At 41.7% G+C, this 13,706-nt stretch carries 18 protein-coding genes; 5 read left to right on the top strand and 13 right to left on the bottom strand.

The features are described from left to right. Nucleotides 1–84: 84 nt before the first annotated feature. From AC4MRV_RS10455 to AC4MRV_RS10445, 3 genes are all read right to left on the bottom strand, one after another. The gene (locus tag AC4MRV_RS10455; RefSeq protein WP_491187285.1) at nucleotides 85–552 is read right to left on the bottom strand and encodes a DM13 domain-containing protein; all 468 of its coding nucleotides are present in this window, start codon (nucleotides 550–552) and stop codon (nucleotides 85–87) included. Nucleotides 553–630: 78 nt separating this feature from the next. Beyond that, on the bottom strand, nucleotides 631–1,860 hold the full coding sequence (gene pepT / locus AC4MRV_RS10450) for a peptidase T (RefSeq protein WP_491187284.1): 1,230 nt from the start codon (nucleotides 1,858–1,860) through the stop codon (nucleotides 631–633). Between the two features lie 238 nt (nucleotides 1,861–2,098). Further along, complete coding sequence (locus tag AC4MRV_RS10445; protein WP_491187283.1) at nucleotides 2,099–3,307, bottom strand: NupC/NupG family nucleoside CNT transporter; 1,209 nt, start codon at nucleotides 3,305–3,307, stop codon at nucleotides 2,099–2,101. A 524-nt stretch (nucleotides 3,308–3,831) separates the two neighbouring features. Between AC4MRV_RS10445 and AC4MRV_RS10440 the strand changes: the two genes are divergently transcribed. After that, a complete protein-coding gene (locus tag AC4MRV_RS10440) occupies nucleotides 3,832–4,275 on the top strand; it encodes an exoribonuclease R (protein WP_491187282.1) in 444 nt (147 codons plus the stop codon). 28 nt (nucleotides 4,276–4,303) lie between these two features. On the opposite strand, the gene AC4MRV_RS10435 is transcribed toward AC4MRV_RS10440, so the two are convergent. Beyond that, the gene (locus AC4MRV_RS10435) at nucleotides 4,304–5,023 is read right to left on the bottom strand and encodes a carbonic anhydrase (protein ID WP_491187281.1); all 720 of its coding nucleotides are present in this window, start codon (nucleotides 5,021–5,023) and stop codon (nucleotides 4,304–4,306) included. A 278-nt stretch (nucleotides 5,024–5,301) separates the two neighbouring features. Here AC4MRV_RS10435 and AC4MRV_RS10430 point away from each other — a divergent pair, with 278 nt between their 5' ends. After that, on the top strand, nucleotides 5,302–5,727 hold the full coding sequence (locus AC4MRV_RS10430) for an Xre family toxin-antitoxin system antitoxin (RefSeq protein ID WP_491187280.1): 426 nt from the start codon (nucleotides 5,302–5,304) through the stop codon (nucleotides 5,725–5,727). Then, nucleotides 5,727–6,176: an RES family NAD+ phosphorylase gene (locus tag AC4MRV_RS10425; RefSeq protein WP_491187279.1), complete on the top strand. Its 450-nt coding sequence runs from the start codon at nucleotides 5,727–5,729 to the stop codon at nucleotides 6,174–6,176. The genes AC4MRV_RS10430 and AC4MRV_RS10425 overlap by 1 nt, the downstream gene beginning before the upstream one ends. A gap of 107 nt (nucleotides 6,177–6,283) precedes the next feature. Here AC4MRV_RS10425 and AC4MRV_RS10420 read toward each other — a convergent pair whose 3' ends face one another. Continuing rightward, nucleotides 6,284–7,036, bottom strand: a complete 753-nt coding sequence (locus tag AC4MRV_RS10420) for an SDR family NAD(P)-dependent oxidoreductase (RefSeq protein ID WP_491187278.1) — start codon at nucleotides 7,034–7,036, stop codon at nucleotides 6,284–6,286. A gap of 107 nt (nucleotides 7,037–7,143) precedes the next feature. Here AC4MRV_RS10420 and AC4MRV_RS10415 point away from each other — a divergent pair, with 107 nt between their 5' ends. Further along, complete coding sequence (locus AC4MRV_RS10415; protein ID WP_491187277.1) at nucleotides 7,144–8,055, top strand: LysR family transcriptional regulator; 912 nt, start codon at nucleotides 7,144–7,146, stop codon at nucleotides 8,053–8,055. Between the two features lie 73 nt (nucleotides 8,056–8,128). Here AC4MRV_RS10415 and AC4MRV_RS10410 read toward each other — a convergent pair whose 3' ends face one another. The 4 genes from AC4MRV_RS10410 to AC4MRV_RS10395 form a co-directional block, all read right to left on the bottom strand. Next, nucleotides 8,129–8,305, bottom strand: coding sequence for a hypothetical protein (locus AC4MRV_RS10410; RefSeq protein WP_491187276.1), 177 nt, complete (start codon nucleotides 8,303–8,305; stop codon nucleotides 8,129–8,131). A 9-nt stretch (nucleotides 8,306–8,314) separates the two neighbouring features. Next, on the bottom strand, nucleotides 8,315–8,488 hold the full coding sequence (locus AC4MRV_RS10405) for a hypothetical protein (RefSeq protein WP_491187275.1): 174 nt from the start codon (nucleotides 8,486–8,488) through the stop codon (nucleotides 8,315–8,317). 229 nt (nucleotides 8,489–8,717) lie between these two features. Then, nucleotides 8,718–9,200, bottom strand: coding sequence for a GNAT family N-acetyltransferase (locus AC4MRV_RS10400; RefSeq protein ID WP_491187318.1), 483 nt, complete (start codon nucleotides 9,198–9,200; stop codon nucleotides 8,718–8,720). A gap of 171 nt (nucleotides 9,201–9,371) precedes the next feature. Next, nucleotides 9,372–9,863: a GNAT family N-acetyltransferase gene (locus AC4MRV_RS10395; RefSeq protein ID WP_491187274.1), complete on the bottom strand. Its 492-nt coding sequence runs from the start codon at nucleotides 9,861–9,863 to the stop codon at nucleotides 9,372–9,374. 207 nt (nucleotides 9,864–10,070) lie between these two features. On the opposite strand from AC4MRV_RS10395, the gene AC4MRV_RS10390 reads away from it, so the two are divergent. After that, the gene (locus AC4MRV_RS10390) at nucleotides 10,071–10,769 is read left to right on the top strand and encodes a hypothetical protein (RefSeq protein ID WP_491187273.1); all 699 of its coding nucleotides are present in this window, start codon (nucleotides 10,071–10,073) and stop codon (nucleotides 10,767–10,769) included. Between the two features lie 33 nt (nucleotides 10,770–10,802). Here the strand turns inward: AC4MRV_RS10390 and AC4MRV_RS10385 are convergent, their stop codons facing one another. From AC4MRV_RS10385 to AC4MRV_RS10370, 4 genes are all read right to left on the bottom strand, one after another. Next, a complete protein-coding gene (locus AC4MRV_RS10385) occupies nucleotides 10,803–11,198 on the bottom strand; it encodes a putative quinol monooxygenase (RefSeq protein ID WP_491187272.1) in 396 nt (131 codons plus the stop codon). An 8-nt stretch (nucleotides 11,199–11,206) separates the two neighbouring features. Then, complete coding sequence (locus tag AC4MRV_RS10380; protein WP_491187271.1) at nucleotides 11,207–11,593, bottom strand: tautomerase family protein; 387 nt, start codon at nucleotides 11,591–11,593, stop codon at nucleotides 11,207–11,209. Between the two features lie 720 nt (nucleotides 11,594–12,313). Continuing rightward, a complete protein-coding gene (locus AC4MRV_RS10375; protein ID WP_491187270.1) occupies nucleotides 12,314–13,144 on the bottom strand; it encodes a hypothetical protein in 831 nt (276 codons plus the stop codon). Between the two features lie 70 nt (nucleotides 13,145–13,214). Then, nucleotides 13,215–13,580: a hypothetical protein gene (locus AC4MRV_RS10370; RefSeq protein WP_172572440.1), complete on the bottom strand. Its 366-nt coding sequence runs from the start codon at nucleotides 13,578–13,580 to the stop codon at nucleotides 13,215–13,217. Nucleotides 13,581–13,706 lie beyond the last annotated feature (126 nt).

Below are 13,706 nucleotides of genomic sequence, written 5' to 3'. Positions count from 1 at the left end.
GTATCTGATAAAAGCAAAATATGACAAAGGTTTAGGGTTATGGCTGACACACCTTAAAATTTGTAAGAAAGCCCCTACAAACAACTACTTAAATCTTGCGGAAGTAATAAACTGACCGAAGGTTTCACACCAAACGATGACGGTGTTGTAGTTGGTGACATCCACACTTTCAGGCAATGGAAGCGTAAATCGCTGGAATGTTTTTACATCCCCAATTTGAACCATTGACGCTTTATGCTGATTGAAAGCTTGCTCTGTTTCAATGAACTGAGGAGAGAGGTACAGCTTGTAATCAGGGCCAGGGGCGAGTTCTCCAACAAAAGCGATTTTTTTCTCGCTTATCGATATCGATCCCTCACCCCAATGAAGAAAGTCGCTATCTTGACGATCACGCTGGAAAGTACCGGTAAAGATGGCGTTATTGGTGACGTTCTCCACCTCATGCATAGGGGGAGATTGAGGCTCAGTAAGAATCGGCAATGCGTAAATACCTAGCGCGAACCCTATGCCACCAATAACTAAGTGACTAGCAACAAGTAAAATTCGTTTCATTCGTATCACCATTGACTTTCATGTACATCGAATAAATGTACACGATAATCAATGGGATATCAGTGTTGCATAGATAAATTATCGAAAACTTAATGCTGTTTTTTCTGACAAGGTCACAATTACCTGCACTGCCTGCTCCATCCCTTCCACACTGATAAATTCATGAATACCGTGGAAATTGTAACCACCAGTGAAGATATTTGGGCAAGGTAATCCCATAAACGACAATCTCGCACCATCTGTTCCACCGCGAATTGGCTTGATCTGGGGTTGCACATCACAGGCAACCATCGCCTCTTTAGCTAGGTCAATAATATGCGAGTGGGGCTCGACCATTTCTTTCATATTGAAATAGCTATCAGTAAGTTTCAGCTCTACACTTCCTTTAGCTAAGGTTTTGTTTAATTCATCAACTTTTTGCTGCATAAATGCTTTACGCTTTTCTAACCCTTCACGGTCAAAATCACGGATGATATAGCCTAATTCACTCAGTGCTACTGACATATCTGCTGATTTGAGGTGATAAAAGCCTTCATACCCTTCTGTCGTTTCAGGTGTTTCATCAAGTGGCATCATTAGTTGAAATTGGGCTGCAACATTCATGGAATTAACCATTTTGTTTTTTGCCGTACCTGGATGAACGTTCGTACCATAGCAAATCACGTCTGCGCTGGTGGCATTGAAGTTTTCATACTCCAACTCTCCGACAGGGCCACCGTCGATGGTGTAAGCCCATTGAGCACCAAACTTTTCGACATCAAACAGATTCGCTCCACGACCAATCTCCTCGTCAGGCGTAAAGCCGACACAAATATCGCCATGTGGGATCTCGGGATGGGCAATCAGCTCCGCCATCGCAGAAATAATCTCAGCGATACCCGCTTTATTATCGGCACCAAGCAGCGTTGTTCCATCCGTCGTGATTAAGTTATGACCGTGAAGCTTGTGAAGGTCTGGGTATTGGATTGGAGACAGAACCTCATCTCCTTTGCCTAAAGCTATATCACCACCTTGGTAGTCTTCGATAAATTGAGGCTTAACATTCTTTCCCGAGGCGTCCGGCGCAGTGTCCATGTGGGCAATAAAGCCAATTGCGGGAACGTGATAATCAACATTACTCGGCAATTTTGCCATTAAGTAGCCATTGTTATCGAGAGAAACGTCTGCCAAGCCCAGTTCAATCAGTTCTTGTTTTAGAAACTCAGCAAAGGTGTATTGGCCAGGGCTGCTCGGGCAAGTAGAGTTACTAGGGTTAGACTGGGTATCAAACGTTACGTAGCGAAGGAATCGTTGAACAAGTTCATTCATAGCTAAATCTCTAATTTATAATTTATAGTTCGTCATCAACCATCCATCCTACGCCTAATAAATTGTGAGATTTTGCTATAAATCAGTTTTTAGGTGATAAGCGCAATACCATGCATAACAACTACGTCCAATGCGAGATGTGTTCTAACTACCTCGCAACCAATGCTGCTTTCTTTTTACGATAACGAAAAAAGCCCAGTAAGTTTCCTTACTGGGCTTTTAAATGCGTATTGTTTGATTATAAAAGGATAAAAATACCAGCCAAACAAGCACTCATTAGGTTAGCTAGCGTACCAGCTAGTACAGCTTTAATACCTAAATTCGCCACTTCTGCACGACGCTCAGGGGCAATAACACCGATCGAACCAAGCTGGATAGCGATTGAGCCAATGTTTGCGAATCCACAAAGTGCAAATGTGACGATCACTTGGGTGTGTTCAGACAACAGCGCTTTGTGCTCAACAAAGTCAATGAACGCCACGAACTCATTCATTACAATTTTTTGACCAATGTATGAGCCCGCCATAAGCACTTCGTTTGAAGGTACGCCAATTAACCAAGCAAGTGGAGAGAACAGGTAACCAAACAATGCTTGCAGTGTAATACCGCTAAAGCCCGCTACTTCGCCAAGACTTTCTAAACCCGTGTTAACCATCGCAATGACACTTACGAATGCGATTAACATGGTACCTACCGCAACAGCAACCTTCATGCCGTTCATCGCGCCGCTTGCCAAGGCATCAATCACGTTACTTTCTTGCGCTTTATCCATTTCGATGTCTGATTGATCAATAGGCGTATCACGCTCAGGAACAATGATTTTAGCCATCATTAAGCTACCTGGCGCAGCCATGAAACTTGCAGCAATTAAGTATTTTAGCTCGACACCTAGCCCTGCGTAACCACCAAGTACGGAGCCCGCTACTGACGCCATACCACCAGCCATTACCGCAAATAGTTCAGAGCGAGTCATGCGAGATAAAAAAGGACGAACAAGAAGTGGCGACTCGCCTTGAGAAAGGAAGATGTTGCCAGTAGCAACTAAGGATTCAGCTTTACTTGTACCCAAGAACTTTTGGATACCACCACCGATAAATTCGATGACTTTTTGCATTATGCCGAGATAGTAAAGAGCGGAGATTAGAGCACTGAAGAAGATAATAATAGGGAGGACACGAACAGCGAAGATAAAGCCTGTATTCGCGAGATCACCAAACAGGAAGCCAATACCTTCATCCGCAAAGCCTAACAAGCTAGAAACACCGCTGCTGAGACTGGTTAGCGCAGCTTGGCCCCAAGGGAAGTATAAAACAAGAGCAGCAAAACCGACTTGGAGCAACAAAGCACGAGACACTGTTTTCCAATTGATCGACTTACGACTCTCAGAAAGCAGCACTGCACACAACAACAGGGCCACAACACCGATTAAACCGAATAAAACATTCATCAAAGATCACCTCTACAAGCATTCAATAGGTAGCTGGTCCGGTCCGTGGGGTCATTCACCTTTCCGTGTGACGGCTTGTATTGGCAGAGCAGTTGCTCTTAACCGGGCGGAAAGTATAGCGAACAGAATGAGATATTCATCACATATTTTTACGCAAACGTTCAAGCGTTCACTCTCTATACGATCTGTGACGCTTTATTGGTAAAAAATAGAAATTGGAATGATGACACACAATGTTCTTATACAATTGACTGCTCAAAAATTGTGAAGCAAGATCACATTTCAGCATATGTAATCGTTATCATTTCAAAATAAAATTGGGCAAATATCAGAACTCCTTCTAGCTTTATAGATGTGTCAACTAACGTACTAGTGAACATAATTCATTTCCTAACAACGTCAGCGGCTTAGACAAACACAACAAAACCTTGCCCCATTTACCGTGGGGCTTTTTTTTGTTTAGTCCCTTGCTCTCCCATGAGTGCTCGATACAATACGCACAAAACAATACCTGAGAATTCACAATGGAACGCGATTACACTTTTGCTTCTCTATCTGGGTCCCCTCGTGAGGAACTGGAAGAACTAAGCATGCGCATGATTCAACGCTTAGTCCCTGAAGAGTCTATGAATGAACTGTTTACTTTTGACGCAGACGAGACAGAGTCTGAAGATAAGTTACTAGAGGCTCGCTTCGATGCAATGCTACGTATGAGCGCTATTGCTCTCAGTGAGATTCCCGCGTTGTTTAGCGAATCTGAGAACCAAGCGCAAAACATAATTCGTATGCAGCGTTTACTGCTTTGGCATTTTTACGCATCGTCATTCCAACTTGAAAGCGCGATTCCCCTTGAAACGCACTGTAATCATGTTGAAGTCATTCTTAAACAAAGCCCCAAGAATGCGCTTGAGTGGGTGACAACATTAACCGATTTACTTCGTCAGTATTCGCAAATCGGCCAAAGATAAAGAACGCCAGCACAACGCTGGCGTTCTTTTATTCAGTTTGAGTGACAAGCCGAGCATTCAAACTCTGCAATGGACGGTTGTTGTTCCCCATCACCTTATTAAATAACGCTACTTGCTCATCAGACACAGATAGAGGCGTTTTTAAAACGATCCACCGTACCCCCTCAGAGCAAGGTGGTGTTGTCAAAGAGCCGTTAAAACGATAGTAATCCATAGTGTCACTTAACAAAGCGTCCGCGTTGAACGGAACATCTATTGGTGAATTCGTTCCTTTCTTAGGGGTATTCTTGAGCAACTTGGCGAGCTCAACATTTTCATCCCCTAGTTCAAAGAAGACTGCAACTACAGCTAAGTGACCGGCTTTATCTGCATGGACAAAATGCGCTTCTAAGGGATACTCCTTGCCGTCTATATGATTCTCTGATGGGGTGTGAAAATGGAATTGCTTAAGCGTAAACACCTTGCCATCAATCGTTATCGTATTGGTCCCTTCAATTTCTGTTTGCAACGTATGACCATTGTTAAGCAACGACACAACCTTTCCTTGATAATTAAACGCCAGCTTTGCCAGTTTAGCCTGCGTCGCTGACTCAATGTTAATCGGGCTTTGGTTTACCCCTGTAGCACACTCACTCGCAAACTCTCCCCAGTGTAATGGGCCATGCTGGCCGTCGTAGCTCCACTGCGCTGCGTTTGCGTTCCCCATAAATGCTGAACAAAGCCCTAATGCTAGTATTGTCCTTTTCATACTTGTTCCTTTATAAATTACCAGTCAGTCATGCATCATAAAACGAGCTGCAACAAAAAATGTAGTCGGTAATCTATGTTTGCAGTCCGACTTTGGAACTAGGTGCTAACCCTTTGAAACTAAGTTGATTATCAATGAATTTTAACGTGCTACCAGTTACGTTATTTGACATTCTTTCTCAAATGATTTTGATTGAAATCGACACAACTCAGTTGAATAGTTTGATAGATTAGCAATATGCGCTAATATTTAGGCATATTGCCAAGAGGTAACAAATCATGTCTACAGCAATGGAAATAGCAGCAAATGCCAACTTAAACGCTTGGTTTGGATGGTCGATTGACAACGAGTTAGATCTATCAAACCTCGTTCGTGACGGTGTGGATCCTTCAGTGATTAACACCTTGATGGAGCATGGGTTCAATAAGCAAGAACTTAACTGGGTTATACCAAGCCGAACCTTGTCTCACCGAGTCAGCAAATCAGAAAAGCTGACCCGCGATGAAAGTGCAAAAATTATTCGAGCAGCACGTTTAACAGCGCAAGCTGTCGCTGTTTTTGGTAATGAAAAAAAAGCCAATAACTGGCTCAGTAAGCCAAAGAAAAAGCTAGAAGGTCGCACACCAAAAGAGGCCATGCAAGATGAGTTTGGCGCGAGCATTGTCGAACAACTGCTGCTAAGAATCGAATCTGGGTATTTTTAATGGCGATACTTTGGCGTATATCCGACTTTGAGGATCTTCATGGCATTGGTGGACTCAAGGCAAGTGGTCGTTGGCACTCGCAAGGGCAGTTAATCGTCTACCTGGCGGAACACCCTGCTCTAGCACTGCTTGAAGTTATGGCTGGCTTAGACATAGATCTGGAAGATCTACCCGACCGATTTAAATTGCTCAAAGTAGAGATCGATGATGATGAATTAACTCAAAGCTTCTTACCGACTTTAAATGGCGATTGGACAACAAACGAGCGAACCACACAAACCATTGGCAACGATTGGCTAAAAGGGCGCAATACTTTGCTGGCCAGAGTTCCGAGCGCAATTCTTCCTGAATCTACCAACTACCTATTCAATTCAAGCCACCCTGCGGCTATGAACGCAAAAATAGTTCAGGTTATTCATTTCCCATTTGATGTGCGGCTAGTCACTTAGAAGTTCGACATACAAAAAAGCCTCAAGTCATTGTTGAGGCTTTGATGTTCAGTTTGTAAGTCTTAGCAGATATAAAGAGATAGACGAGAAATAAGATACTTATAGACTTACAAACAATAACCGCCATCAACCGTGATATGCGCTCCTCTAAGTGCCAGTGAATTTGAGCTAGTCAGAAACTCAAGACTTGATAACATTTCTTTTGGCTCTAGCATTCTGCCTAACGGTATATTCGCTAAGCTAGCGTTTAGATCATCGACTTGGCTCTCACTCATACCCGCCTTACTTTGGATCTCCGTGGCAGTGACGCCCGGTCTTAGGTAATTTATACGTACTCCTTGGGGTGCGAGTTCCAAGTTTAAAACGTTAGCGTAAGCTTCAAATGCGGCTTTACTGGCACTGTAACTTGAAACCGTCAGAAATGCTCGTTCGACAACAATACTTGAAACATAGACTACGCTGCATGGATTATTGAGAACAGGCAACAGAGCTTGAAGCAACATCGCTGGGCCTGTGAAATTAACGCACATGGTATTTTCCAGCTCATCCTGTTCAGTCTCACTAAAAAGCTTGGGGTAAAACACACCGGCATTTAAGATAACCGCATCGAGTTTGCCCATTTCGTTAACGATTTCAGACACAAGTGTTGAATAATCCTGAGGATTCGCATTATCACACAATACGCCAAGTATTTGATCATCTGAATCGGCTTCATCTAGTAGCATCGCGGTAGCGGTAGCAATTCTATCTTTATTCCGGCCGGTAAAAGCTACCCGCCAGCCTTGTTTTAAGTAGTGCTTTGCAGCTTCAAAACCAATTCCTGAAGTTGCCCCTGTAATTAAAATCGTTTGAGAAGACATAGTATTCCTTAAATTCCATTTATTAAGTTGAATAAGAATACCAAGTAGTATTAAATCTAATTAGATACCAAAAATGAATTTAATATGTTCCATAAGAGAAACAATTAGTGGCTTTTCATAAACAGTTAGAAAACTTATACCTTTTTCACCTTGTCGCCCTTTGCGGCAGTTTTCAAGGTGCGGCTGACAAAGCCGGATTGCCACGTTCTTCAGTTAGCAAGCGTATTGCTAAACTTGAACAAACGCTTAATCTTCGCTTGCTGGAACGTAGCACTCGAAAGTTATCATTGACACAAAGTGGACAGGAACTTCTAAAAAGCACCGAGCAGCTTCAAAATGTGTTGCACAATACGGAAACTCTCAGCGAACAAGTTCAATCTCGTCCGCAAGGAAAGGTTAGGATCGGTAGCTCAACGCTAATGGCAGAGCGCCTGTTATTGCCGCACATTACTGAGCTCAGTCAAACCTATCCAGATATCTGCTTTGACTTCAATCTGACTGACGAAGTCGTTGATCTTATAGATAATCAAGTTGACATAGCCATTCGTATTGGCCACTTACCTGACTCCTCGTTGTTGGCTCGAAAGATTGGTGAGAAAACTTTTGGTTGGTTTGCTAGCCCACATTATTTAGCTCAAAATGGCACACCGGATTCACCGCAATCCCTCCTTAACCATCGCTGCTTAGTGTTTAAAAACAATGCCGTAACGCTGGACAAATGGGTATTCCTGCACCCCAAAGGTGAAGTCAATACTATCAAAGTGAATCCAACCATGATAAGTGATGACGCCAGAGGACTTGTGCAGCTTGCGACTCTAGGGCAAGGGATAATAATGGTAGACCCTGTATTTATCGAACGCGAACTACGCTCAAACGAGTTAGTGCCTATATTTGTAGACTACTCGCACCCAGATAAGCAGCCAATCCATTTGGTGTGTTTAGGTAAAAAGGGGCGTAGCCGCGCTGTCACATGCGTATGGGAGGCTCTGAGCGAAAATTTACTATTGGCCGGAATATAGGATACTAGTTCATGCCATCAAATCTAAAGCAAACTGACAACGCCAAGTGTTAGAAATCTGATTTACGCACTAGTCATGAGCGCAAAGGACAGGAGTGTAGAAGTGATTCTTTAATATTTTCAGACACATTACTTAATACGCTCATATCCATACCATCCTCCTCACTTTCACGTTTACGAGTTGTGGATATCGCCAACTGATTTTCATCAAAGGTCACTTCCACATCAAAGCCGTTAGAGTGAACAATCACCACATCTCTCTAATAATTAGCCGATTCAAACTGGGGATCATTCAGTAAAGAGTCCTCGATGCAGTCCCTATCAATACGGCCTTGACTCTTGACTGAACTGGTATGTGACAATGAGCCAGTATACTCAAGCTTACAGCCTACTAAAATTTTTGCGGCAACCCACCCCGTCAACAGGTGTTTCATGTTTTCTCCTTTATGATCGTTTTACTGGCGCATACCATCACCTTATCCTGACTAAGGAGCTATCACTCAAGGTGCACATGATAATTTTGAGTGTAAAAAATCAATTTAGAGGAAAGATATTGCAACAATCTCAGAACAGCCCCCATCAAAGGAGTAATGTGTAACTAAACAAAATCGGAATCATAGACGCGCTAATAGGGTGAAGACTCAGACTTTAGTTGCAACTAATCTATTTTTCGCAACTGTAGATATGGTCTGCGTACAGTTTACCGCCAATCTCATAGGCTTCCGGCACGACCTTTTTTAAAGTAAAGCCGCTCTTGGTCAATACTTTCTCCGAGCCAATATTACCTTCTGTAACTATAGCGCCAAAGGAACGAATACCTTGCTCTTCAGATGCCCACGAAACCAAAGCTCTTAACGATTCTGTTCCAAAACCTTGACCATGATATTGAGGCAGAATCAAATAACCAACTTCTGCAGTGCCATTAACGATACGAAAACCAGTGACACCTATTTTTTGGCCCGTTTCTTTTTGAGTCATTGTCAAACACAACCAATGCTCTGATCCTTTGTTCCAAGCAGGAAGCCTGGACTCAAAGCTTTCTTTCATTGCCTCGTGCGATGGCTCATCAAAGCATAAGCTGATTACCGCCGGGTCCTGATTTAAAGACTGAAACAATCCCCAGTCATCAACCGTAATTTGAACCATCTCCAATCTATCTGTTTGTAATTTCACTTCTGAATTTTCCTTGTTTTATAACGTCCTGCTAATGCCTGCGCAACGCAATACTGATGCCGCCGCATACCAATTTAATCACTAAACCTAACGCATAGTAAAAATGCCACGCGTTGAGAATCACACTTGAACAATTTGTTATGCTTACGCCAAAGACAAGCTCATACCTAAACTAGCTTCCTTTCGACCTGATTCAAAAATCACTTCGCCGTCTAGTCCTGTGTATTTAAAGCCAAACTTTTCATACAAATTTTGAGCTACGAGGTTTGATTTATATACATCTAACCTTAACTCTTTAAAACCAAAACGCTGACCATCCAGCAATACTGTTTCCAGTAATCTTTTAGCAATCCCCCGTCCTCTAAAATCAGCATGAACTTGAGCACCTACAAATCCTATTTCATCTGTATCCATGCCACACATAGTTCCCGGAAAAGCTTCTATGCTAGCAACAACCTTATTATCAACGATTGCTATAAATTGAGGAATTTGTTGTTTGGTGATTCTATTTAGAACAACTTCAATTTTGTCTTTTGGTGGGGGCGGGCTCCGTAGATATACACCCTCGTCATACACCTCTTGCCAAAGCTCCCAAAATCCATCTAAGTCATCAGAACAGATTCTTCGAATTTCCATATCCTCTCCAAAAAGCTTAACGCCGCATTAAGGTGTGACGCACGCTTGGCTATACTTGAGCGAAGCGAAACCACCAAGCGTAAGGAATCACTCTTAAATGCTTTGTTATATGCGATTTCTCAACAATGAGAACTCAGCCTCATAACCATCTCTTCTATTTATAAACATCTAGAATAACAAGAATACTCCACTTAGAAAGTGATTAACATGCACCCAAATGTATTTATTATCGTTTTCATTGCCTATAGCATAGGACAAATGCAGGACTGGATTCCTGCGGTTGAACACGCCACAGTTTCTTCTAAACGACAGAAAATGATCAAGATTACAGCAGCAATTTATGGAGCAGCATTATGTTTAGGGCATCTTCTATTTGATAAAGAAACTGTCCAGTTAGCTATTGTTAGCAGTATATTTTTGGCTATATTTTCTCCCGGCTTACATATTTTTAGAGATACTAAACTGGAATATACTCTGCTTAAAAAAATAGCACATGCAAAAATTGACAATATTATATCTTTAATTTTTTTATGGGCAATTTATAACCTTTATGGACGCAACATAGGAATTGAGTGGTTCTTTGTATCATTAGTCCCGTTTGTAATAATTATTAACCTTACAAAATTATTATTTTGGAAATTATCAGAAGGCGAACAGAAAGATAAAGAGAAAAACGATAAATACATTGAACCTAATTTACCTTGGCTGTCAATGCTAATGGGAGCCACAGCATTAGGCTTCTTTTTAGCGAACAACGATATAGAGATTTCATTGGCACAGTTGCTGGATGGACAAGAATCTGCCATTGATTGGCTACCAGTAATGATTGGTTCTATAATTCACTGCACGATTCTCAAAACTCTAGTTGAATACTCAATACCAATCTATGAGCATTTTAAAAAATGATATATATTCGATGCGCTCCAAGCATATAACGCCCTATTTAGGTGTGAAGTACGCGACCACGACACTTAATTTGACCACCGTAAACACCGAACTCAACCCAAACCAAAAATGCCAAGCGTGCTGAATCACTTTTAAATTGTTTGTTATACGTTCTGTTCCTCGATACTGTACGTGCGGCTTCACATTACCTGTTACTCGCCCCCATTCTGAGGCTTTAACCCTTGCCAGATGACTCTCAAACGCAGCTTTATCTGTAAACTCTTCGTATACAGTAAACCGAGTTGAAAGCTCACTACTTTGAGTTACTTCAAAGATTAAGCAACCCGCTTCATTACGAGTTAGCTCGATATGCTTCTCAAGTGCTGTTGTGACAACTTCTAGTTCATTTTCTGGGATATCAATGTAGCCCGATAAAATCACTTTCCCCATTGAAGCCCCTAAACATTTACGCTGTAAGTTAAATCTTGAACATCATCACCAGTCATACCACGAAAGCCCCAACAATGAGGTGGTTGCTCTTTGAGGATAATTTCAATGTCGATTGGTGAGATACCAAGGCTAGACTCAATATTTGTAAATAGAGCCTTAATCAGTGCTTTCTTGGTTTCGACTTTACGCCCAGCCATCATGTTAATTTCAATAACCGTGTAGGCATCAGTTCTACCCTCTGGGTAGTAAAAGTCTGACTTATCCAGTGGAACGATCCGATGAGCGCGCTTACTCTCAGGAAGTTCAAGAACTTGAGTCATAGATGTCTGAATTACATCTGATAATTGAGCTTTGATAGGGTTCAAACGCTCTTTGATTCCATATATTACTACCACCGTTCCTCCTTTGAACGTATAACGCCCAATTAAGTTGTGAGCAACGCTGCCAAAGTACTCAAACACTTCACCGTAATCACCAAACCAATTGAAACCGAAAGCGCCGAGCGTTGCGAATCAGCTTGAATTGTTTGTTAGGCAAATTTTCCACGTACTCACTAACTTAGTTTGAAAACAGAATACCTTAAACACGATAAGCAAACCAATCACCCACTGACTTTTTGTGATTCAAGAACCACTGAAGTCACTATGTTACAGCCTCACGTTCAACGCTCACGAAACACAGCCTTTCAGCGATTAAGTTGCTTTTGAATCTGAGAAGCTCAAAGCTGAGGACCAGCCACAAAAACGAAAGCTTTGCTTGCCTTACCCTTCCCACAAATTAAGCCAGTGAAATTCACCACCAACCAACACTGAAACCCAATGAGGCAACCCACAAAATTTGGCATGTTTTGCGGTTGGAGAGGTTCAAGAATTTAAGCCGACAATGCTGAATTGCCGACTAAGGAAAACGAAGGCCAAAGGGAGTAAGAAGATTAAAACAAAGAACTTTTCTGCCCTTTGCCTAACGCCCTGCTAAGGGGTGAGCAACGCAATACAAAAGCCGCCGCAAACCACCTTAATCACTAAATTCAACGCATAGTGAAAATGCCACGCGTTGCGAATCCCTCTTGAGCAGTTTGTTATGTAAATACTTACATGCAGGCGATTTCTTAACTACTACAGTTTAATAGTGCTATTAAAACCCGAACACTCTTTGCAAGAAATAAAACCTGCTGTATCGAGCACTGATTGATTAAAGGCAAGCTCAGGGTTCGTTACTGCTATCATGTGATCTATTAACAAGATTTTCAGCTGCAACTTGAGCTGGTGCCATTGTTTTACTGGGTTATCACCATCTAAGTCTATGTACTTTTTATTGGATTTGTAGTCCATAGCTTTATGAGTAGCAAACCCAACTGAGTGAATTAGTTTATGTACTGTAGGATCAGAATTTTTGTAATCAAGCATCTTAGTAATATGCGCGCGGATATTTTGGGTTGCAAGATCCACATTGAATACTGAGTTACGCATTTCATTATATCCGGAATTATCGTGTTGAATTGTTCTAACTTGACTAGTTTTTAAACCAAATCTCGTTGAAATTCGCACATAAAACCTTTCCGCGTCCTCATGAAAAAGCGAGAGATTATCTATGAAAAACTTCCTATATTCCGAGATTCGGCTTTCAGGTAGCTCTTCCGGTATTTCAAAGTTCAGATAATCTTGATGCAGTCTAGAGCAGTTTTTATCTTTGTGGTAAGCAGGAGCTCCTCCAAGATAAACCCATCTAGAGTTCGGTGGTAATCGCGTAGTTTTAATCTGAAGTTTAGAATACTCAACTTCGAGTAAAGCATATGATTCGTTAATGGTCTCTAGCACTAGCTTAGTCGATGACAAAAACTCCAACTCTGGTTTCGATAATAAGTTTGTCAACTGACTATCATAACATTGGACAAGTTCACTTACATTCCGTGTATTTGCTTTAGCAGACGACTCCAGTTTCTGCATATTACTTCTTGTGATATACACATGATCGCTCATGGCGTTACTACCTTGATACAAAAATCAGACTATTTAACTAATTACTTAACTTCAGTGAAAATGCGTTATACAAACTTATTTGGCTGCGCCCTTTGTACTCATTAACAATGCCTTTGCCACAAATTCTCTGACCAATGAGGCTTTGAAACGCACCATGTTCTTGCCTAAAGGTAGACAAATCGTCTTCCCATACAACAAAAGTTACAGATTGCTTAGGGAATCGATTATCCATATTTAGATACACTCCTCGCTTAAAGCGCGAAACTTCTTTAAGAATACCGCAAGCAATAACATCTTCCCCCACATGGAAAGGAGCATTTTTGGAATCAATTTTTGTTGCGCTATAACCCGTTGAGGACAGTAATAACGTAGATATCAATGTAATTGGAACGACGAATTTCATGGTATGACATAGCTCTAGTTTAATAACACCTCAATTATACCGAACTACAAACTGTTTGTGTATTTGTATTTACATAACGCTCTGTTAAGGTGTGAGCAACGCAATGCTGAAGCTGCTGCATGCCAC

Source organism: Vibrio sp. (assembly GCF_984391705.1).
Note: the sequence above shows the minus strand (reverse complement) of the source record. Positions and strands in the feature narration are given on the sequence as shown.

Excerpts from the sequence above, each read along its gene's own strand:
- AC4MRV_RS10455 (WP_491187285.1), bottom strand. The coding sequence starts at position 552 with ATGAAACGAATTTTACTTGTTGCTAGTCACTTAGTTATTGGTGGCATA.
- pepT (WP_491187284.1), bottom strand. The coding sequence starts at position 1,860 with ATGAATGAACTTGTTCAACGATTCCTTCGCTACGTAACGTTTGATACC.
- AC4MRV_RS10445 (WP_491187283.1), bottom strand. The coding sequence starts at position 3,307 with ATGAATGTTTTATTCGGTTTAATCGGTGTTGTGGCCCTGTTGTTGTGT.
- AC4MRV_RS10440 (WP_491187282.1), top strand. The coding sequence starts at position 3,832 with ATGGAACGCGATTACACTTTTGCTTCTCTATCTGGGTCCCCTCGTGAG.
- AC4MRV_RS10435 (WP_491187281.1), bottom strand. The coding sequence starts at position 5,023 with ATGAAAAGGACAATACTAGCATTAGGGCTTTGTTCAGCATTTATGGGG.
- AC4MRV_RS10430 (WP_491187280.1), top strand. The coding sequence starts at position 5,302 with ATGTCTACAGCAATGGAAATAGCAGCAAATGCCAACTTAAACGCTTGG.
- AC4MRV_RS10425 (WP_491187279.1), top strand. The coding sequence starts at position 5,727 with ATGGCGATACTTTGGCGTATATCCGACTTTGAGGATCTTCATGGCATT.
- AC4MRV_RS10420 (WP_491187278.1), bottom strand. The coding sequence starts at position 7,036 with ATGTCTTCTCAAACGATTTTAATTACAGGGGCAACTTCAGGAATTGGT.
- AC4MRV_RS10405 (WP_491187275.1), bottom strand. The coding sequence starts at position 8,488 with ATGAAACACCTGTTGACGGGGTGGGTTGCCGCAAAAATTTTAGTAGGC.
- AC4MRV_RS10400 (WP_491187318.1), bottom strand. The coding sequence starts at position 9,200 with ATGGTTCAAATTACGGTTGATGACTGGGGATTGTTTCAGTCTTTAAAT.
- AC4MRV_RS10395 (WP_491187274.1), bottom strand. The coding sequence starts at position 9,863 with ATGGAAATTCGAAGAATCTGTTCTGATGACTTAGATGGATTTTGGGAG.
- AC4MRV_RS10390 (WP_491187273.1), top strand. The coding sequence starts at position 10,071 with ATGCACCCAAATGTATTTATTATCGTTTTCATTGCCTATAGCATAGGA.
- AC4MRV_RS10385 (WP_491187272.1), bottom strand. The coding sequence starts at position 11,198 with ATGGGGAAAGTGATTTTATCGGGCTACATTGATATCCCAGAAAATGAA.
- AC4MRV_RS10375 (WP_491187270.1), bottom strand. The coding sequence starts at position 13,144 with ATGCAGAAACTGGAGTCGTCTGCTAAAGCAAATACACGGAATGTAAGT.
- AC4MRV_RS10370 (WP_172572440.1), bottom strand. The coding sequence starts at position 13,580 with ATGAAATTCGTCGTTCCAATTACATTGATATCTACGTTATTACTGTCC.